Genomic DNA, 18,290 nt, shown 5'->3' with positions numbered 1-18,290 from the left:
TTTAATTCGTCTCACGAGCACGCGGACAGCAGGCCACGGGCGGCGGCATGAGACGCTCGCAAATCCGGTTTGATTCGCCATCCAATTCGGAGCCGACTATGCCATAGATGCCTTTTGATGAAAAGCAGACGAATCGGCGAAACGGTCGATCGTTTTCAAATCGCCTTTCACAATCGGTTCATTTTGATGTGCATTGCAGCACGCCGATTTCCGATTATTGGATCGGTTTCGCCCACCCATCGGATTGCCGATTCCGGTCGATTGAATTCGCCGGGTTTTGTTGCTACGATCGGCTGCGCCGTGCCTTGACCGGCGGCGGCTGCGCCGCGCCGCGCAAGGCTTGTTCGTGCGGCGTGCCATGCGGCATTCAGCATTCGCGGGAGCGTTTCAATCGGCGGCGGCGCGTGTCGGATGACGCGGATTGCGCGCCCGTGCGAATGCGGCTCTCGTTTTCCGCACATTTACGGGAGAGTTCGCGTGAGCCTGTTGAAAATCGCAGTCGAGCCGGCGCTGATTGGCGCCTTCCTCACCACGCGCGAACAGGTCGACGTATTCCAGACCGATTTCACGAATATCGCGGCAATCGTCGTCGGAATAGATTCGGCGCAACGGGTGCTTGAAACCGTCGAAAGAACCGGATTCGCGATTCCGTTTTTCGTCGCGGTCGAGCCCGACCAGGAAGTGCCGCCGTCGATCCTGCCGAGCGCGAGCGGCGTGATCCAGCTCCGCCACGGCGGACGCCATTACTATGGCCGGCAGATCTCCGCCGCCGCCGACATCTACAGCGAGAACCTGCTGCCGCCGTTCTTCAAGGTGATGCGCGAATACGTGCAGCGCGGCTATGTCGAATTCGACTGCCCCGGCCACCAGGGCGGGCAGTTCTTCTCGAACCACCCGCTCGGCCGGATGTTCTTCGACTTCTTCGGCGAGACGATCTTTCGCGCCGACCTCTGCAACGCCGACGTCCGGCTCGGCGACCTGTTGATCCACGAAGGCCCCGCGCTGGAAGCGCAGCGCAATGCCGCGCGGATCTACAACGCGGACAAGACGTACTTCGTGCTGAACGGCACGTCGACGTCGAACAAGGTCGTGACCAGCGCGCTGCTCGCCCCCGACGATCTCGTGCTGTTCGACCGCAACAACCACAAGTCGGTGCACCTCGGCGCGCTCGTGCTGTCGGGCGCGCGGCCGGTCTACCTCGAAACCGCACGCAACGCATGGGGCCTCATCGGCGGCGTCGACAGCGCGGCACTCGACGAAACGCGCATTCGCGACGCGATCCGCGACGTCGCGCCGGAGCGCGCCGGCCTGCCGCGCCCGTTCCGGCTCGCGGTGATCCAGCTCGGCACCTACGACGGCACGATCTACAACGCGCGCGAGATCGTCGACCGGATCGGGCATCTGTGCGACTACATCCTGTTCGATTCGGCGTGGGTCGGCTACGAGCAGTTCATCCCGATGATGCAGGACTGCTCGCCGCTGATGCTGACGCTCGGCCCCGACGATCCCGGCATCTTCGTCACGCAGTCGGTGCACAAGCAGCAGGCCGGCTTCTCGCAGACGTCGCAGATCCACAAGAAGGACAGCCACATCGAAGGCCAGAAGCGCTTCTGCGATCACCGGCGCTTCAACAACGCATACATGATCCATGCGTCGACGAGCCCGTTCTACCCGATGTTCGCCGCGCTCGACGTCAACGCGCAGATGCATGCGGGCCCGGCCGGCAAGCGCCTGTGGCGCGACTGCGTGGCGCACGGCGTCGATGCGCGCAAGCTGCTGCTGAAGACCTGCCGTCAGATCCGACCGTTCGTTCCCCAGACTATCGACGGCCGCCCGTGGGCCGACTACCCGACCGAGCAGATCGTCGACGACCTGCGCTTCTTCCGCTTTCATCCGGCCGACACGTGGCACGGCTTCGAAGGCTATGCGGACGACCAGTATTTCGTCGACCCGTGCAAGCTGCTGCTGACGACGCCCGGCATCGATCGCGACACGCACGAATACGCGGCGTTCGGCGCGCCCGCGCCGATCCTGGCGCGCTACCTGCGCGAGCACGGCGTCGTGCCCGAGAAGGCCGACCTGTACACGATCCTGTTCCTGCTCACGCCGTCGGAGAGCTTCGGCAAGCTGCAGCATCTGGTCGCGCACCTTGCGCAGTTCGAGCGTCATCTCGACCAGGACACGCCGCTGCGCGAAGCGATTCCGTCGCTGTGCGAAGCGTATCCGGAGCTGTACGGCAACATGCGCCTGCGGCAACTTTGCCAGCGGATGCACGACTTCTACCGCAGCCACGACATGAAGCACCTGCAGAAGCTGATGTTCCGGCGTGCGCAGTTCCCGAAGCAGGCGATGCTGCCGCAGGCCGCGAACGCCGAATTGATCCGCAACAACGTCGAACTCGTCACGCTCGATCGCATCGAAGGCCGGATCGCGACGGAAGGCGCGCTACCCTATCCGCCCGGCATTTTCTGCGTGGTGCCCGGTGAAGCATGGGGCGGCCCGGCACTCGACTACTTCCGTGCGCTCGAAGCCGGGATCAACGCGCTGCCGGGTTTCGAGCCGGAAATCCAGGGCGTCTATCTGCAAACGCGGCCGGACGGCACGAAGCAGGCGTCGGCGTACGTGGTGGCGGCCGGCGCCGACGCGTCACGCGCGTAACGGCGGCCTGGCGGGCAGCCACGCGCCGCTCGCGGTCCCGAGCGCATCGTGAACGCATGACGGGCGGCGCGACCCGCACGCCGCATCACCACGCCTGCCGGTAGATCTCCAGCGCGTCGGCCTCCGTCACCTCGCGCGGATTGTTCACGAGCAGGCGCGTCTGCAGCATCGCGTCCGATGCCATCCTCGGCAGGTCGCCCGCCCCGATGCCGACTTCACGCAGCGTGCGCGGAATGCCGGTTGCGACGATCAGCCGGTCGATCTCGGCGATCAGCGCGTGCGTGCGCGCTTCATCGCTGCCCGTCGCCGACGGTGCGACGATCGCCGCGAGTTCCGCATACAGCGGCGCGGCGGCCGGCGCGTTGAACCACAGCACATGCGGCAGCACGAGCGCATTCGACAGCCCGTGCGGCACATGGAAGATCCCGCCGACCGGGTAGGCCAGCGCATGCACGGCCGCGACCGGTGCATTCGCGAACGCCTGCCCCGCGAACATCGCGCCGACCAGCATCGCCTCGCGCGCGTGGCGGTTCTGGCCGTCGTCGCACGCCGCGAGCAGGTTGCGCGACAGCAGCGTCAGCGCGTGCACGGCCAGCATGTCGGATACGGGATTCTTCAGCCGCGCGGACGTGTAGGCCTCGATCGCGTGCACCATCGCGTCGATGCCCGTCGCGGCCGTGGCCGCACGCGGCAGGCCGAGCGTCAGTTCGGCATCGAGGATCGCGACGTCCGCGAACAGGTGCGGCGACACGACGCCCATCTTGCGCGCCTCGCCGACCGTGACGATCGACACGGCCGTCACTTCGGAGCCGGTGCCGGCCGTCGTCGGCATCTGCACGAGCGGCAGCCGCGCGCTCGTGACCTTGTCGACGCCGTACATGTCGGCCAGCGCCTGCTGCCCCGGCGCGAGCACCGCGATCAGCTTCGCGACGTCCATCGACGATCCGCCGCCCAGGCCGAGCACGATCTCCGCATCGGCCGCGACGGCCCGTTCGGTCGCTTCCAGCACCACGTGCTCCGGCGGATCGGCGATCACGTCGTCGATCACGGTGACCTGCCAGCCGTGCGCGGCGAGGCTCTCCAGCGCGGGCGCGAGCACGCCGCTGCGATGCAGGAACGCGTCGGTGACGACACAGAGCCGCACGAGCGCCGGAAAGCGTTCGCGCAACAACACGCCGAGCCGGCGCGCCGCGCCGAATTCGACGACCTGCGTCGGAACGGTACGGAATTGAAACGGGTTCATCGGGTGCCTCCCGGTGGCGTCGCCGCGCCGGTGCCCGGCTGCACCATGTAGCTGGACACTTCGCGGCGATCGAGCAACGGAATGATCGCGCCGAACCCGATCCGCTGGAAATGCGGCGTTTCCCGATGCACGTCGAGGCCGTCCGCGTCGCGGTAGCGTTCGAGGATCACGATGTGGTCGGGATCCTCCGCCGACCGGAAATACGCGTAGTCGAGATTCTTCGGCTCGGCGCGCGTCAGGGGCGCGAGTTCCGCGAGCAATTCGACCACGCGGTCGCCGTTGCCGGGCTTGGCGTGGAAATGCGCGATGACCTGCAGGTAAGGTTCGTTCATATTGCGCTCCGGGTTCGACTGGGGGCCGTCACGACGGGGACGCACGCAATGCGCGGCGAACCGGAAGGATTCGAACGCGACGGCGCAACGCCGTGTCACTGGCGGGTCGTCGCATTGTATTGAATCGGCGCGGCCTTCGCAGCGCCGCCGCCACGCCACAAAAGACAGCGCCGATCGCCGCTGGCCCCTACTCGCGTGACGCGCCGACTACCACGGCACCGTCCGCCCCAGATAGTCGAGATACTCGAGCCCCGGGCGCACATGCTTCGCGATCAGCACGTCGACGAGACTCGGCACGCTTTCCTCGATCGTCAGGCGCGCATCGGGCCCACCGAGTTCCGTGCGGACCCAGCCGGGCGCCATCAGCACCATTGCACGCCGCGTATCGGCCTGGCGCACCGCGAAGCTGCGCATGAACTGGTTCAGCGCGGCCTTGCTGCCGCGATAGACCTCGCGCATCCCGCTGACGTTGTTCGCGACGCTGCCCTGCCCCGACGACATCGCGCCGATCAGGCCGTCGTCGGTCACGAGATCCTGCAGCGTCTCGATCACACGCATCGGCGCCAGCGCATTCGTGACCATCACGCGCACGAATTCGTCGGTCGTCACTTCGCCGATCGTTTCGGTGGGCTCGTTCGTCGTTCCCGCGTTCACGAACAGCATGTCGAAGCGCCGACCCGACAGCCGCTCGCGCAGCGCGGCCAGTTGCACCGGTTCGCAGATGTCGAGCGTCTCGATGTCGAGCCGGCCGTCGAACCGGTCGGCGAGGTCGTGCAGCTTCGTGCGCCCCGATCCTGCGCGCACGGTGCCCGTCACGTGCCAGCCCTTGTTCAGGAACGTCTCCGCCATCGCGAGCCCGAGGCCCCGCGAGGCCGCGACGAGCAGGATCGTAGGGACATTCGCGTTCGATACTGTTGATTGCATGGTTTCCACCTTTGCCGGGTTTCGTCATGCAGCCACTATAGGTGCGCACCACGACAGGCGCCAGACGCACCGGACTCAACCTATAGTTGCACCCAACGCCATATGAGATCGCACGGAGGCGTATCCTGTCGCCATGGAAGACATCGACCTGAATCTCGTCACCGCGCTCGACGTGCTGCTGTCGGAAGGCAGCGTGACCGGCGCCGCGCGCCGGCTTGGCCTGAGCACATCGGCCATGAGCCGCACGCTCACACGGTTGCGGATGTCCACCGGCGATCAGCTGCTCGTGCGCGCCGGGCGCAAGCTCGTGCCGACGCCGCACGCCGCCGCGTTGCGCGACCGCGTGCATGCGATCGCCAGCGATGCGCGCGCGGTGCTGCGGCCGGCGAAGGCCGACGTGGACATGGCGACGCACGCCTCCACGTTCACCGTCCGCGCGGCCGCCTCGTTCATGGAAATGCTGTCCGGCCCTGTGGTCGCCGCACTCGGCGACATCGCGCCGCAGGTGCGCGTCCGCTTCGTCCCGAAGCCCGATCGCGATCCGCAAGCGTTGCGCGACGGCACCGTCGACCTGGAAATCGGCAAGCGCGGCGACGATGCACCCGAACTGCACACCCGCATGCTGTTTCACGACTGGCACGTCGCGGTGGCGCGCGCCGGGCACCCGCTGTTCGCGTCGGGCAGGATCACGCTCGCGCGCTATGCGGCCTGCCGCCACGTGATCGCGTCGCAGCTGGGCGATTTCGGCGGCCCGGCGGACGACTCGACCGACGAGGCCGGCCCGAGCCACGCCGTGCACGTCGTCGTACCGGGCTACCCCGATGCGATGCGGGTCGCGGCCAGCACCGACCTGATCGCGCTCGTGCCGCGCTCGAGCCTCGGCAACGCGTTCTCGCCGGGGCTCACGGAGGCGCTCGGGCTGCGCAGCTTCGAGATTCCGGTGCGCCTGCCCGCGATCCTCGTGTCCGCGCTGTGGCATCCGCGCATGCACGGCGACCCCGTGCATCGCCGCCTGCGCGATGCGGTCATCGCCGTCTGCCAGCGCGCGTATCCGGATGGTCGCGCGCCGCGCCCGCCGGCACGTCGCGCCGGCACGCGCGCGGCAGGCTGACGCGCGGCTCAGACCAGCCGGCCGCCGCCGTCGATGTGCAGGATCTCGCCGTTCATGAAGCCGTTGCCCAGCAGGAACGCGATCGCTTCCCCTACTTCATCGGCGCGCCCGACGCGGCCGCCGGGCAATGCCGCTGCCGCGCCCGCGAGGATCGCCGCGCGCGCTTCCGGACCAAACGCGTCGTAAAGCGGCGTCTCGACGAAACCGGGCGCCACCACGTTCACGCGAATGGGCTTCAGTTCCAGCGCGAGCGACTGCGCCAGCGCCTCGACCCCACGCACGGCGGCGGCAATGACCGACGTGCCCTGCGCGGCCGGACGATCCGACAGTTGCCCGCCGGTCAGCACGATCGAGCCGGTCGCGGGCATCAGCGGCAACGCAGCGCGGATCGCATAGACCGGCCCGGCGATACGCTCCTGCAGCGCGGCGAGCAACTGATCGGGATCAGCCTCGTTCAGCTTGCCGGCAATGAACCGCCCAGCCGTGACGACCAGGTGATCGACGCGCGCGATCGTGTCGAACACGGCCTCCACTGCCCGTCGGTCCGCGATGTCGGCCACCGCGACGCGCGCGCCGCCGATCGCCTGTGCGGCGGATTCGAGCTTCGCGCGGGTCCGGCCGACCAGCGTGACGCCGGCGCCTTTCGCCTTCGCGGCGGCGGCAGCCTCGAGGCCGATGCCGGAGCTCCCGCCGAATACCACGACGTGCGCACCGTCCAGTGCCGAAGATTGCGTTGCCTCGTTCATGTCGACTCCTCATCAGGGATTGAAGGTTCGCGAACGTTAGGTCATTCTCCAATGCGCAGGAACGTGGGAGACTTGAATAAGGTTCATGCCCTAAAGGAATAAGATGGATTCACTGCGATCCATGCGGGTGTTCGTCCGCGCCATCGAGCTCGGCAATTTCTCGGCGGTCGCGCGCGAGGAAGGCACCGGCCAGCCGACGATCAGCAAGATCGTCGCCGCATTCGAAAAGGAACTGGGCGTTCGCCTCCTGGAACGCTCGACCACGAGCCTCGCGCCCACCGACGAAGGCCGCCGGTTCTACGATCGCTGCAAGCGCGTGATCGACGAGTACGCGAGCGCGGTGGCCGAGGTGCGCGGGCAAACGGTGCGGCCGGTCGGCAAGCTGGTCGTCAATGCGCCGCTGGGGCTGGGCGAGCTGAGGCTGAACGCGCTCGTGCTCGAATTCCTCGCCGCGTGGCCGGAGATCGAGGTCGAGCTCCAATTGACCGACCGCGTGATCGACCTGGTCGAAGAAGGCGTCGATGTCGCCATTCGCCTCGGCCAGATGCTGCCGCCGGATGCCGTGGCGCGCCACATCGCGTCGTCGCCGCGCCTGCTGGTCGCCACGCCCGCGTATGTGGCGCGGGCGCCGAAGCTTCGCCGGCCGGACGACCTCGCGAAGCACGCGTATGTCGGCTACGCGCGCGCGGACATCGGCAACGAACTGGCCTTCGCGCGCGGCGACGAGCAGGTCGTCGTTCCGGTGCGCGGCCGGTATCGCGTGAACAGCTCGATGGCGCTGCGGGAATGCTTCCTGAACGGAAACGCGGTGGGTAGCGGGCCCGCGTGGCTCGTTCAGGACCTGATCGACAGCGGCCAGCTCGTCCGGTTGCTGCCGAAGTGGGACATGGTGCCGCCGCATGCGCTGCACCTCGTCTATGCGTCGCGCCGGTATCTGCCGCTGCGGACCCGCACGTTCCTGCAGTTCATGGAGCAGCGGATTCCCGGGCTGCCCGGGTTCCATGCGATCACCGCCCCGACTGCCATCCCGACCGCCCCCGCGTCACGGCAGGCCCGCTGACCGACGGGCGCCGCGGCCACGGCCGGCCCGGGCGTCGCTCCGTCACCGTTTTCCCGATCCGCCGAATCCCCGCCATTGCAGCGGCGCCGGCGGGCCGTTCGGCTAAAATGCCGCACTTTCCACCTTGTCCGGCCCGCTCGCCATGCAACCCGCCTCCCCCGCCCAACCCGCCGCCCACGGCGCCGACGCCGCAGATTCGGCCCGCGACCTCGTCTACGGCCCGAACGACCGGCCGGCGCCGATGGTCGCCTTCGTCGCCGCGCTGCAGCACCTGCTGGCGATCATCGTGCCGATCGTCACGCCCGGCCTGCTGATCTGCCAGGCGCTCGGCGTGTCCAGCCGCGATACGACCCTGATCGTGTCGATGTCGCTGGTGATTTCCGGCATCGCCACCTTCGTCCAGTGCAAGCGCTTCGGCCCGCTGGGCGCCGGCCTGTTGATCGTCCAGGGCACGAGCTTCAACTTCGTCGGCCCGCTGATCGCCGGCGGCAGCCTGATGGTCAAGCAAGGCACGCCGGTCGAGACCGTGATGGCCGCGATCTTCGGCGTCGTGATGGCCGGGTCGTTCGTCGAGATGGGCGTGTCGCGCATCCTGCCGTTCGTGAAGCGCCTGATCACGCCGCTCGTCACCGGCATCGTCGTGCTGCTGATCGGCCTGACGCTGATCAAGGTCGGCCTCATCAGCATGGGCGGCGGCTTCGGCGCGATGGCGAAGGGCACCTTCGCGAGCGCGGAGAACCTGACGCTGTCCGGCCTCGTGCTCGGCACGATCATCCTGCTGAACCGTGTACCGATCGTGTGGGTGCGCAGCACCGCGCTCGTCATCGCGCTCGTGGTCGGCTATCTCGCGGCCGCGTTCCTCGGCCGCCTCGACTTCACCGGCATGCACCAGGCCGCGCTGTTCCAGGTGCCGACGCCGCTGCACTTCGGCATCGGCTTCTCGTGGGCGCTGTTCGTGCCGATGCTGATCATCTACCTCGTCACGTCGCTCGAAGCGATCGGCGACGTCACGGCCACCAGCAAGATCTCGAACGAGCCGGTCGAAGGCCCGGTGTGGATGCAGCGGATCAAGGGCGGCGTGCTCGTGAACGGCGCGAACTCGCTGCTGGCCGGCGTGTTCAACACGTTCCCGAGCTCGGTGTTCGCGCAGAACAACGGCGTGATCCAGATCACCGGCGTCGCGAGCCGCCACGTCGGCATCTGGATCGCGGGGATGCTCGTGGTGCTCGGCCTGTTCCCGGTCGTCGCCGGCGTGCTGCAGGCCGTGCCGGAGCCCGTGCTCGGCGGCGCGGCGATGGTGATGTTCGGCGCGGTGGCCGCATCGGGCATCAACATCCTCGCGGGCGTCCATCTCGATCGTCGCGCACTGCTGATCATCGCGGTGTCGCTCGCGCTCGGCCTCGGCGTGTCGCAAGTGCCGGACATCCTCAACAGCCTGCCGCACGCGCTGAAGAACGTGCTGGAATCGGGCGTGGCGACGGGCGGCATCTGCGCGCTCGTGATGAACTGGTTCCTGCCGGAAAAGAAGTAACGGCGCGACGCCTGACCGGCTCGCACTCAAGCCGCGCTCCCGGTGCATCGGGAGCGCGGCTTTTTTCATGACGGACGAGGTGTCCCGCATCGAGGGATAGCCTCGCCCGATTCGAAGCGAAGGGCGAGCCCATCGCGCACTTCATGCCGACGCCCCGCCCCCCTGGGCGTGGACGACCGGGCGCCGGCCTGACACGGATTCGAACCTGCGAAACGCGGCGGCGGCCTGGCCGGACACGCGACGGTGACGATCGATCGTCAAACCACGTCAGACGCGCTTTGCCGATCGATCCGCGATGGTTAGAATTGCTTCATGCCTCAAACCCTAGCGCCCAATACCGTCCCCGAAGCGAGCACCGTCCCGGTCAAGGAACGCGCGACCATCGTCTGCTACCGCGGCGAACAAGTCTTGCTCGTTGCCCGTGCGGCGTCGCGCTGGGCCCTTCCCGGCGGCACGATCAAGCGTGGGGAAACGCCGCTCGACGCCGCACATCGCGAGTTATGCGAAGAAACCGGCATGACCGGCCAGTCTCTCGTCTACTCGATGCAGTTCACCGGCCTCGCCAAAATCCATCACGTGTTCTTCGCGGAAGTCGGCCCGGACCAGACGCCGCAAGCAAACAACGAGATCGAGAAATGCAAGTGGTTTCCGGTCGACAGCGTCGACGGGTTGCGCGCCAGCATTCCGACGAAGCGCATCGTCGAACTCGTTTATCAACACGAAATCAGCAAGGCGTAGCGCGCGACGGACTAGCGTATTCGCGCGCCGGCAAACCGGCCCAAATCATTCTGCTTGGATCGGCAGCGCGTAAGCGCTCAGTGCGGACGCCTTCTTCGCAACTCGTGTGTGGCATAGACGACCAGGAAGATGCCGAACATCGCAATGCCGGACGCCATGAAGTCGTGCGCGCTTCCCGAGCTATGCAGGGACGTCGGGAACATGCCGAGACTCAATCCTGCGACAGCAAGAAGCAATCCTGCAGCCACACCCCAGATCGGTCCGGCGGTCTTGTCGATTTTATTTTTCATACAGCACCCGTCTACAGTCATGACCTGAACGGTATCGGCAAGGGACGCCGCGTTTACCTTCAGTGATTCGACTATAGCCCGGAAAAAAATCGCAAACTTTTAGTGCTTTTCCCGATCAAGTTTTGGCGATTGCAATCGCCGGTGCTGTCGTGCAATTGCACGTTGATTGAAGCGCGTCGGGTTGACAAGAAAAACGGGGGGGCGGAAGGCAGCAGGAGTCGAACCTACCCGGGAGTGTCCGACACCCCCAACTGGATTTGAGGTCCAGCCGTACCCTCCCCGGATACGCCTGCCGTCCGTGCGAGGAGGAACACCCGACAGACGGCACATTGACCGGCGTTGAAGTAACCGGCCCAGCCAGGACGCCTCGGTGATCGAACCAGCCTGACAGGCGTTCGGAATGGCCCGCTACGCGCGCAATCCAAGCACGTCGAGGTAGGCGTCGAGCGAGCGCTGCACTGACTCGGCCACCAGGCGCGTGATGCCGCTGTAGTCGGCGGTCGTGCATGCCTCGTCCAGCGTATCGTAGTAAGCCAGCCTGTCTTCCTTGCGAATGACCGCGGGCGGATAGCCAGACTTCATCAGTTCGAAATTCAGGAGCAGCCGCCCCGTTCTTCCATTGCCGTCGACAAACGGGTGGATCTTCACGAAGCGCGTATGCAGTTCGGCGGCCCGTGCCACGGGATGCATCGCGCCCGCCCGTGTGTCCCAATCGATGAGCGCGGCCATTTCAGCCGGCAAATGCAGGAAATCCGGTGGTGTCGTGCTTGCGCCTGCGATCACGACGTTCTCCCGGCGATACCTGCCGGCCTCGCCGTCGTCGATTCCCTTCAATACCAGCCCGTGAATATTCCGGATCTGCCACTCCGACAGCGTCTCCTGCTTGCCGACGATTTCTTCGACATAGAGAATCGCGTCGCGATGATTGGTGGCCTCGAAATGCTCGCGCAGCGACTTTCCGCCGACCGTAATGCCTTCGAGTACGACCTTCGTTTCCCGCAACGTCAGCGTGTTGCCCTCGATCGCATTCGAATGATAAGTCCACTCCAGCATCAGCTTTTCGCGCAATGACGCCAGCGTGTGCGGCGGAAGCGGACGCGCCGCGTCCAGCTTTGCCTTGTCGGCATCGACGGCTTCCAGAAGAAGCGATACGGACGAATCCATGAAATCACCAAAATCGACCAATGCGCGCCATTTTACTCCGCGTCGGGAATGGCGAATGGCGGAAGGCAGCAGGAGTCGAACCTACCCGGGAGTGTCTGACACCCCCAACTGGATTTGAAGTCCAGCCGTACCACCGGATACGAATGCCTTCCGTGGGGAAAAGAACCCAAAGAACAACGAGCGCCTACGCCTGAATACCCGCCCAACCGCTGTCAGGCCGCAGGAGGTGAAGATCGCGGTGGAAGCGAGTATACCCAACCCGGTCGAAGAACTCGAGAATCTGGATCGCGCGCTTGCGGCCGAGCCCCGTCGCATCGCGGAACGTCGCGGCATCGAGCCCGCCCTCGCGCGACGGCGCGAGATGCGCGACCAGTTCCGCCAGCTCGCGCACCACACCCGCGTGATAGAACAGGTCGCGCACGACCTGGTGCACGTCACCGCGCCGCGCGAGCTTGCGCAGCAACGCGCGCACCGCGTCCTCGGCCGCGCCCGTGTCACGGGCCAGGTCGCGCACCCACGGCGGATCGAAGCGCCCCGCATGAATCAGCGGCAGCAGTTGCTGCGCCAGCGCCTCCTCGCGCGGCTCCAGGCTCACCGCATGCGACGGCAGGTGCAGCCACGGCCCGCTTCGCGCGACTTCGCCGCCGGCCACCAGCGCATCGACGAGCGCGCGCCACAGCGCATCGCCGGCGAGCGGCGCGGCCATCCGCCGCAACCGCGCGGCGTCGAGCCCCTGCTCGTCGGGCATGCGCTCGTGATACGCGCGCAGCGTCTCGATCGCTCGCGTCTGCAACGCGCGCCAGTGCGCCCGGGCAATCACCGCGCCGTCGTTCGACGCGGCGTCGCGTTGCCCGATTGCCAGCGCGTCTTCCGGCAACACCAGCGCATTCGGCGCGAAACCCGTCAGATGCGTGAGCATCGCGCGCGGAATGCCGAGCGGCGCCTGCGCGAGCAGCGCATCGAGGCGGCCTGCGTCGAGCCATTCGGCCAGCGCGTCGAGCCATGCGCGGCGCGCAGGCGTACGACGCTTGCGCGCCGGCCCGAACGGATCGAGCACGCGGCCGCCGCCGACCGTGCGCGTCGCCTGCGGATTGCGGACGATGAACCGGTCGCCCGGCAGCGCAAACACCGGTTCGTCGAATACCAGTTGCACGCGCATCCGCTGGCCGGCCGCGAGCGTATCGCCGTCGAGCAGCGCGACATGCGCGACGCGATGCAGCGTGCCGAGATGCACGTGCAGCGGCGCCCAGTGTGTGAGCGTGAGCCCCGCATCCGCGAGCAGCGTCAGCTCGACGTCGAGGCGCGGCGAGGTCGCGACGAGCCGCGCATCGGCGACCGTATCGCCACGCTCGACCTCGGCCTTGTCGACTCCGGCCAGATTCAGCGCGCAACGCTCGCCCGCGCGGCCAGCCTCGACCGGCCGGTTCTGCGCATGGATGCTGCGCACGCGAGCCGCGCCGCCCGTGCGCACGATCGCGAGCGTGTCGCCGGTCGTGACGCGGCCCGCGAACGCGGTGCCGGTTACGACGGTACCCTGCCCCGCGAGCGTAAACACGCGATCGACCGCGAGCCGGAACAGCCCGTCGTCGCGGCGGGCGCGCCACGCGATCGCCGCGTCGGCCAGGTAACGCTTCAACGCGGCGACGCCGGGATCGTCCGCGGCTGTCGCACGCGTTTCGAAGATCTGCACGCCGGCCAGCGTCGAGTCGTGCAGCCACGTCGCGATCTCGTCGCGTACCTCGGCCACGCGCATGGCGTCGACACGATCGCACTTCGTCAGCGCGACGGCGCCATGCGTGACGCCGAGCAATTGCAGGATCGCGAGATGCTCGCGCGTCTGCGGCATCACGCCGTCGTCGGCGGCAATCACGAGCAGCGCGAAGTCGATCCCGCATGCGCCGGCCGCCATCGTATGAATCAGCTTCTCGTGGCCCGGCACGTCGATCAGGCCGAGCACGTCGCCGTTGTCGAGCGGCGTATACGCGTAACCGAGCTCGATCGAGATGCCGCGCGCCTTCTCTTCCTTCAGGCGATCGGTATCGACGCCCGTCAGCGCGCGCACCAGCGTCGTCTTGCCGTGGTCGATGTGTCCGGCGGTACCGACGATCATGCAGCAGGCCCCGCGAGCGGCACGCATTGCGCGACGAACACCGCCTCGTCGGCGGCTTCGAGGCAGCGCAGGTCGAGCCGCAGTGCATTGTCGGCGACGCGGCCGATCACCGGGCGCGGCCATTCGCGCAGCCGTTTCTCGAGCTGCGCCAGTGCACGGCCGCCGCGCTTGCCGTCCGCCGTGCGCACGACGAGCCCGGCGCTTGGCAACTGGTCGACCGGCAGCGCGCCGCTGCCGATCTGGCTGAACATCGGCTCGATCGTCACGTCGAATCCGCTGCCGAGCGCACCCTGCAGCGCCGGACGCACGCGCTCGGCGGCCTCGGCGATCTCGCGCTGCGGGCGCGTCAGCAGCCGCAGCGTGGTGAGCCGGTCGCGCAAGAACTCGGGGGACTGGTAGAGGCGCAGCACCGGCTCGAGCGCCGCGAGCGTCAGCTTGCCGACGCGCAACGCGCGCTTGAGCGGATGTTTCTTGATCTTCGCGATCAGCGCGCGATCGCCGACGATCAGGCCGGCCTGCGGGCCACCGAGCAGCTTGTCGCCGCTGAACGTGACAACGTTTGCGCCGGCGGCAACGGTTTCCTGCACGGTCGTCTCGTGCGGCAGGCCCCATTGCGACAGGTCGGCGAGCGTGCCGCTGCCGAGATCGACGGCAACCGGCAGTCCGTGCTCGCGCGCGAGCGGTGCGAGTTCGGCGAGCGTCGCCTCCTTCGTGAAGCCGCTGATCGCGTAGTTGCTGCAATGCACCTTCATCAGCAGCGCGGTACGCGGGCCGATGGCTTCCGCGTAGTCGCGCAGATGGGTGCGGTTGGTCGTGCCGACCTCGCGCAGCCGGGCGCCCGCGCGGCTCATGATGTCGGGAATCCGGAATGCGCCGCCAATCTCGACCAGCTCGCCGCGCGACACGACGACTTCCCGCTTCGTCGCCAGCGCCGACAGCGCCAGCAGCACGGCCGCCGCGTTGTTGTTGACGACGGTCGCGGCTTCCGCGCCCGTCAGTTCGCACAGCAGATCGTCGATCAGGTCGTCGCGATCGCCGCGGCGGCCCGTGGCGAGGTCGAATTCGAGGTTGACGGGGCGCGTGAGCGCGTCGACCACCGCGCGCACCGCGTCGTCGGGCAACAGTGCGCGCCCGAGGTTCGTGTGCAGCACGGTGCCGGTCAGGTTGAACACGGCGCGCACCGCGCCCGCGCTCTGCGCGGCCAGCGTATGCGCGACGGCCGCGGCGATGCGCGGCTCGTCGAGCGGCTCGGCCGCCGCCGGATCGTGTTGCGCGGCGGTACGCCAGCGTTCGAGCTCGGCACGCACGGCGTTCAGCACGCGCGTGCGGCCGTAGTCCGCGATGAGCGGTTGCAGCGGCGCCGACGACAGCACGCGCTCGACGGACGGCACGCGCGCCAGTACCGCATTCAGTTCATTCACACCCGGTTCGGTCACGTCGTTGTGGCTCCAGTCTCATGCTTCGCAGCGGGCCGGCGCCGGTGCGCGCGCACCGCCCCCCCGGCCCGTGCCGTCAATTCGCGTCCCGCGAGACATCCGGCCACAGCAGCGGGTTCGGTGAACTGCGCTGGTAGCCGGCTTCGTTCATCAGCAGGTCGAGCGTGAGACTCGCGAGATCATCCGCCAGCGGCTCGAACTCGTAGTCCTTGTCCTGATAGCCGATCTTGCGATAGGTCTTGCACTCGTCGCACGATTCGGCCTTGACGGCTTCGCTGCCGCCCTCGATCCCGTGATACGCGATGCCTTTCGTCGAATCGCAGTGCGAGCACTTCGTGCGCACCATGTGCCACTCGGTCGTGCACAGCCCGCATTGCAGGAAACGGTAGCCCTGGTACTGGCCGCCGACCCGCACGACGCTCGCGACCGGATGCGTGCCGCACACGGGGCACAGCCCCGGCTGGTCGAGATACGGGACGTCGGCCGGCGGAACGCGGCTGGCGAGGTCCGTCCACACGACCTGCAGCGCGGCCATCAGGAACGGCGCGATAGCCGGGTCGACTTCGGCGAAACGCAGCGCGAGGATCGCGTCGGCTTGCGCGTCGAGTTCGGCGGGCGCCATCAGGCGCAGCCGGTCGAGCAGCTTCGCGAGCTGCGGGTTGACGAGCCCGGCGCCTTCGACGCGGTCGAGCAGTTCGTACAGCACCGCGCGCCAGCGCGGATCGCGCTCGCCGTCGAGCGCCGGCACGAGCGGCATCGAATGCTCCTGCGCACGCGCGATCGCTTCCTTCGACGGCAGCGGCAGTTCGAGCGTTTGCAGCGTCGCGTGCTGCGCATCGGCGACGGTGGCCATCAGCCGCAGGTAGCCGCTGATCGGGTTCAGGTCGGCCAGCTTGCGCAGCCGCGCGGCGCGCGCCGAGAACGCGGTGGCGCGCTCCGGCAGACGAAAGCGCGGGATGGCCGAATGATCGAGGGTCGAGATCTCGGTCGGTTCGAGGATGCGTTGTGTCACAAATATATCTTCCAAGGGGTCTGTTTGCGCATGGAACGCGCATGCGTTGCCACGAGACGGGCCGCTCGCAAGACGCGCGACGCCGCGAATACTGACGTATTCGCAAGGAGCGCAACGCAGCGAGCGGCCCGTCTCGTGGCAACCCCAAATTTAAAAAATACAGTCCACGGGAATGCCCGAAATCGCCCACATGGCGGCGTCGCTCGTCGCTTGTTTGGCTCGGCCAAACGGCGCTCCTCACTCCTTGCCCTGCGAGCGATTTCGGGCATTCGCATGCGCGTTCCATGCGCAAACAGACCCCAAACAAGCGCCGACGCATCGGCGCTTTCGGGCGGTTCCGGCGAAGGAGCGGAACGGCCCGCCGCGATCGGCGAGCCGCCCCGCTCCGGTGCGTTATTTCACGCTTTCACGGAACCACTTCGGGTGATGCTTGCGAGCCCAGCCCAGCGTGACGGTGCCGCGCACCATCGCGCCGATCGAGCCCTTCACCCACAACGCCGCGTAAATGTGCACGATGATGCTCGCGATCAGCACGAAGGCCGCCACGGCATGCACGACTGCGGCCGCGCGGATCACCCCGATCGGGAAGTAGAACGAGAAGTAGCGCCGCCAGATCACGACTCCCGACAGCAGGAGCAGCAGCAGGCACGCGACCAACGTAAAGAATAGCAGCTTCTGCCCGGCGTTATAGCGCCCGACCGGCGGCAGCTTGTCTTCCTGGTTGGTCAGCACGTCGCCGATCTGCTTGAGCCACTGGCGATCGTCCGCGTCGAGCGCGTTGTGGTGCCAGAAGCGCACCACCAGGATCGCGAACGACACGAACATCACGAGGCCGACGAACGGATGCAGGATCCGCGTCCACTGGCCGCCGCCGAACAGCGCGGTCAGCCAGAACATCGACGGATGAAACAGCGCGAGCCCGGACAGCGCGAGCAGCACGAACGTGATCGCGGTGATCCAGTGGTTCGTGCGCTCGTTCGCCGAGTAGCGGACGATCAGGTTGGGGTCGTCGTGGTTCATTTCGCGTCCTCCTTGATGCGTCGCGCCTCGTCGCGCGCGGCCTGTTCCTCGTCGTCGCTCACCTCGTTCGGACCGACCCGGACATAGTGGAAGAACCCGGCAAGCGCGGTCAGCGCGATGCCGGCCACCGCGAGCGGCTTCGCGATGCCCTTCCACAGCTTCACCATCGGGCTGATCGACGGATTGTCGGGCAGCCCGTGGTACAGCGACGGCTTGTCCGCGTGGTGCAGCACGTACATCACGTGCGTGCCGCCGACGCCCTGCGGGTCGTACAGCCCCGCATGCTCGAAGCCGCGCTCCTTCAGGTCCTCGATCCGCTCGGCCGCGTGCTGCTTCATGTCCTCCTTGGTACCGAACACGATCGCGCCCGTCGGGCAGGTCTTCACGCAGGCCGGTTCCTGGCCGACCGCGACACGGTCGGAACAGAGCGTGCACTTGTATGCGCGATGATCCTTCTTCGAGATCCGCGGAACGTTGAACGGGCAGCCGGTCACGCAATAGCCGCAACCGATGCAGTTCTCCTCGTGGAAATCGACGATCCCGTTGTTGTACTGCACGATCGCGCCCGGCGACGGACACGCCTTCAGGCAGCCCGGATCCTCGCAGTGCATGCAGCCGTCCTTGCGGATCAGCCACTCGAGGTCACCGGCCGGGTTCTCGTATTCGGAGAACCGCATGACCGTCCACGAATGCTCGGTCAGGTCGGCCGGGTTGTCGTACACGCCGACGTTGGTGCCGACCTCGTCACGCAGGTCGTTCCACTCCATGCATGCCGTCTGGCATGCCTTGCAGCCGATGCACTTCGATACGTCGATCAGCTTCGCGACACTCCCGGTCACCGGTTCGCGCACCGTGGGCGGTGGCGTCGTGGTGGCCGAGACGCGCTTGATATCCAGCGATTGCAATGCCATCTCT

16 protein-coding genes and 2 tRNA genes are annotated in these 18,290 nt (G+C 67.3%); 5 read left to right on the top strand and 13 right to left on the bottom strand.

All coding sequences use genetic code 11. The features are described from left to right. Nucleotides 1-477: 477 nt before the first annotated feature. A complete protein-coding gene (locus tag G3N96_RS11365) occupies nt 478-2,658 on the top strand; it encodes an ornithine decarboxylase (protein WP_206137265.1) in 2,181 nt (726 codons plus the stop codon). Between the two features lie 85 nt (nt 2,659-2,743). On the opposite strand, the gene G3N96_RS11360 is transcribed toward G3N96_RS11365, so the two are convergent. From G3N96_RS11360 to G3N96_RS11350, 3 genes are all read right to left on the bottom strand, one after another. Next, complete coding sequence (locus G3N96_RS11360; protein ID WP_206137264.1) at nt 2,744-3,901, bottom strand: iron-containing alcohol dehydrogenase; 1,158 nt, start codon at nt 3,899-3,901, stop codon at nt 2,744-2,746. After that, a complete protein-coding gene (locus tag G3N96_RS11355; RefSeq protein WP_206137263.1) occupies nt 3,898-4,233 on the bottom strand; it encodes a putative quinol monooxygenase in 336 nt (111 codons plus the stop codon). The genes G3N96_RS11360 and G3N96_RS11355 overlap by 4 nt, the downstream gene beginning before the upstream one ends. A 207-nt stretch (nt 4,234-4,440) precedes the next feature. Next, nucleotides 4,441-5,157 carry an SDR family oxidoreductase gene (locus G3N96_RS11350; RefSeq protein WP_206137262.1) on the bottom strand — a complete coding sequence of 239 codons (717 nt, stop codon included), beginning with the start codon at nt 5,155-5,157 and terminating at the stop codon, nt 4,441-4,443. A gap of 133 nt (nt 5,158-5,290) precedes the next feature. On the opposite strand from G3N96_RS11350, the gene G3N96_RS11345 reads away from it, so the two are divergent. Continuing rightward, a complete protein-coding gene (locus tag G3N96_RS11345) occupies nt 5,291-6,268 on the top strand; it encodes a LysR family transcriptional regulator (RefSeq protein ID WP_206137261.1) in 978 nt (325 codons plus the stop codon). Nucleotides 6,269-6,276: 8 nt separating this feature from the next. Here G3N96_RS11345 and G3N96_RS11340 read toward each other — a convergent pair whose 3' ends face one another. Further along, nucleotides 6,277-7,014 (bottom strand): SDR family oxidoreductase, encoded by a 738-nt coding sequence (locus tag G3N96_RS11340; RefSeq protein ID WP_206137260.1) that lies wholly within the window; start codon nt 7,012-7,014, stop codon nt 6,277-6,279. Nucleotides 7,015-7,117: 103 nt separating this feature from the next. On the opposite strand from G3N96_RS11340, the gene G3N96_RS11335 reads away from it, so the two are divergent. The 3 genes from G3N96_RS11335 (at nt 7,118) to G3N96_RS11325 (ending at nt 10,343) form a co-directional block, all read left to right on the top strand. Then, nucleotides 7,118-8,074, top strand: coding sequence for a LysR family transcriptional regulator (locus tag G3N96_RS11335; protein WP_206137259.1), 957 nt, complete (start codon nt 7,118-7,120; stop codon nt 8,072-8,074). Nucleotides 8,075-8,216: 142 nt separating this feature from the next. Further along, complete coding sequence (locus G3N96_RS11330) at nt 8,217-9,605, top strand: nucleobase:cation symporter-2 family protein (RefSeq protein ID WP_124576390.1); 1,389 nt, start codon at nt 8,217-8,219, stop codon at nt 9,603-9,605. A gap of 312 nt (nt 9,606-9,917) precedes the next feature. Beyond that, nucleotides 9,918-10,343 (top strand): NUDIX hydrolase, encoded by a 426-nt coding sequence (locus G3N96_RS11325; protein WP_206137258.1) that lies wholly within the window; start codon nt 9,918-9,920, stop codon nt 10,341-10,343. 77 nt (nt 10,344-10,420) lie between these two features. Here the strand turns inward: G3N96_RS11325 and G3N96_RS11320 are convergent, their stop codons facing one another. From G3N96_RS11320 to fdxH, 9 genes are all read right to left on the bottom strand, one after another. After that, complete coding sequence (locus tag G3N96_RS11320; protein ID WP_206137257.1) at nt 10,421-10,633, bottom strand: hypothetical protein; 213 nt, start codon at nt 10,631-10,633, stop codon at nt 10,421-10,423. A gap of 202 nt (nt 10,634-10,835) precedes the next feature. Next, nucleotides 10,836-10,931, bottom strand: a tRNA-Sec gene (locus tag G3N96_RS11315). 110 nt (nt 10,932-11,041) lie between these two features. Further along, nucleotides 11,042-11,797, bottom strand: a complete 756-nt coding sequence (locus G3N96_RS11310; protein WP_206137256.1) for a Fic family protein — start codon at nt 11,795-11,797, stop codon at nt 11,042-11,044. 56 nt (nt 11,798-11,853) lie between these two features. After that, a tRNA-Sec gene (locus G3N96_RS11305) sits at nt 11,854-11,949 on the bottom strand. 32 nt (nt 11,950-11,981) lie between these two features. After that, nucleotides 11,982-13,907: a selenocysteine-specific translation elongation factor gene (selB, locus tag G3N96_RS11300; protein ID WP_206137255.1), complete on the bottom strand. Its 1,926-nt coding sequence runs from the start codon at nt 13,905-13,907 to the stop codon at nt 11,982-11,984. After that, nucleotides 13,904-15,343 carry an L-seryl-tRNA(Sec) selenium transferase gene (selA, locus tag G3N96_RS11295; RefSeq protein ID WP_124576386.1) on the bottom strand — a complete coding sequence of 480 codons (1,440 nt, stop codon included), beginning with the start codon at nt 15,341-15,343 and terminating at the stop codon, nt 13,904-13,906. The genes selB and selA overlap by 4 nt, the downstream gene beginning before the upstream one ends. A 76-nt stretch (nt 15,344-15,419) precedes the next feature. After that, nucleotides 15,420-16,355 carry a formate dehydrogenase accessory protein FdhE gene (gene fdhE / locus G3N96_RS11290; protein WP_174971920.1) on the bottom strand — a complete coding sequence of 312 codons (936 nt, stop codon included), beginning with the start codon at nt 16,353-16,355 and terminating at the stop codon, nt 15,420-15,422. Nucleotides 16,356-16,748: 393 nt separating this feature from the next. Beyond that, entirely contained in the window at nt 16,749-17,375 is a 627-nt protein-coding gene (locus tag G3N96_RS11285) for a formate dehydrogenase subunit gamma (protein WP_011355693.1), read from the bottom strand. Beyond that, nucleotides 17,372-18,286, bottom strand: coding sequence for a formate dehydrogenase subunit beta (gene fdxH, locus G3N96_RS11280; protein ID WP_124576384.1), 915 nt, complete (start codon nt 18,284-18,286; stop codon nt 17,372-17,374). The genes G3N96_RS11285 and fdxH overlap by 4 nt, the downstream gene beginning before the upstream one ends. Between the last annotated feature and the right edge of the window lie 4 nt (nt 18,287-18,290).

Origin of the sequence: Burkholderia sp. Se-20373 (genome assembly GCF_017104705.1) — a bacterium.
Classification (GTDB): domain Bacteria; phylum Pseudomonadota; class Gammaproteobacteria; order Burkholderiales; family Burkholderiaceae; genus Burkholderia.
Note: the sequence above shows the minus strand (reverse complement) of the source record. Positions and strands in the feature narration are given on the sequence as shown.

Coding starts and splice junctions, on each gene's coding strand:
- G3N96_RS11325 (WP_206137258.1), top strand. CDS start 9,918: ATGCCTCAAACCCTAGCGCCCAATACCGTCCCCGAAGCGAGCACCGTC.
- G3N96_RS11350 (WP_206137262.1), bottom strand. CDS start 5,157: ATGCAATCAACAGTATCGAACGCGAATGTCCCTACGATCCTGCTCGTC.
- G3N96_RS11360 (WP_206137264.1), bottom strand. CDS start 3,901: ATGAACCCGTTTCAATTCCGTACCGTTCCGACGCAGGTCGTCGAATTC.
- G3N96_RS11335 (WP_206137259.1), top strand. CDS start 7,118: ATGGATTCACTGCGATCCATGCGGGTGTTCGTCCGCGCCATCGAGCTC.
- G3N96_RS11330 (WP_124576390.1), top strand. CDS start 8,217: ATGCAACCCGCCTCCCCCGCCCAACCCGCCGCCCACGGCGCCGACGCC.
- G3N96_RS11355 (WP_206137263.1), bottom strand. CDS start 4,233: ATGAACGAACCTTACCTGCAGGTCATCGCGCATTTCCACGCCAAGCCC.
- G3N96_RS11310 (WP_206137256.1), bottom strand. CDS start 11,797: ATGGATTCGTCCGTATCGCTTCTTCTGGAAGCCGTCGATGCCGACAAG.
- fdxH (WP_124576384.1), bottom strand. CDS start 18,286: ATGGCATTGCAATCGCTGGATATCAAGCGCGTCTCGGCCACCACGACG.
- G3N96_RS11285 (WP_011355693.1), bottom strand. CDS start 17,375: ATGAACCACGACGACCCCAACCTGATCGTCCGCTACTCGGCGAACGAG.
- G3N96_RS11320 (WP_206137257.1), bottom strand. CDS start 10,633: ATGAAAAATAAAATCGACAAGACCGCCGGACCGATCTGGGGTGTGGCT.
- G3N96_RS11340 (WP_206137260.1), bottom strand. CDS start 7,014: ATGAACGAGGCAACGCAATCTTCGGCACTGGACGGTGCGCACGTCGTG.
- selB (WP_206137255.1), bottom strand. CDS start 13,907: ATGATCGTCGGTACCGCCGGACACATCGACCACGGCAAGACGACGCTG.
- G3N96_RS11345 (WP_206137261.1), top strand. CDS start 5,291: ATGGAAGACATCGACCTGAATCTCGTCACCGCGCTCGACGTGCTGCTG.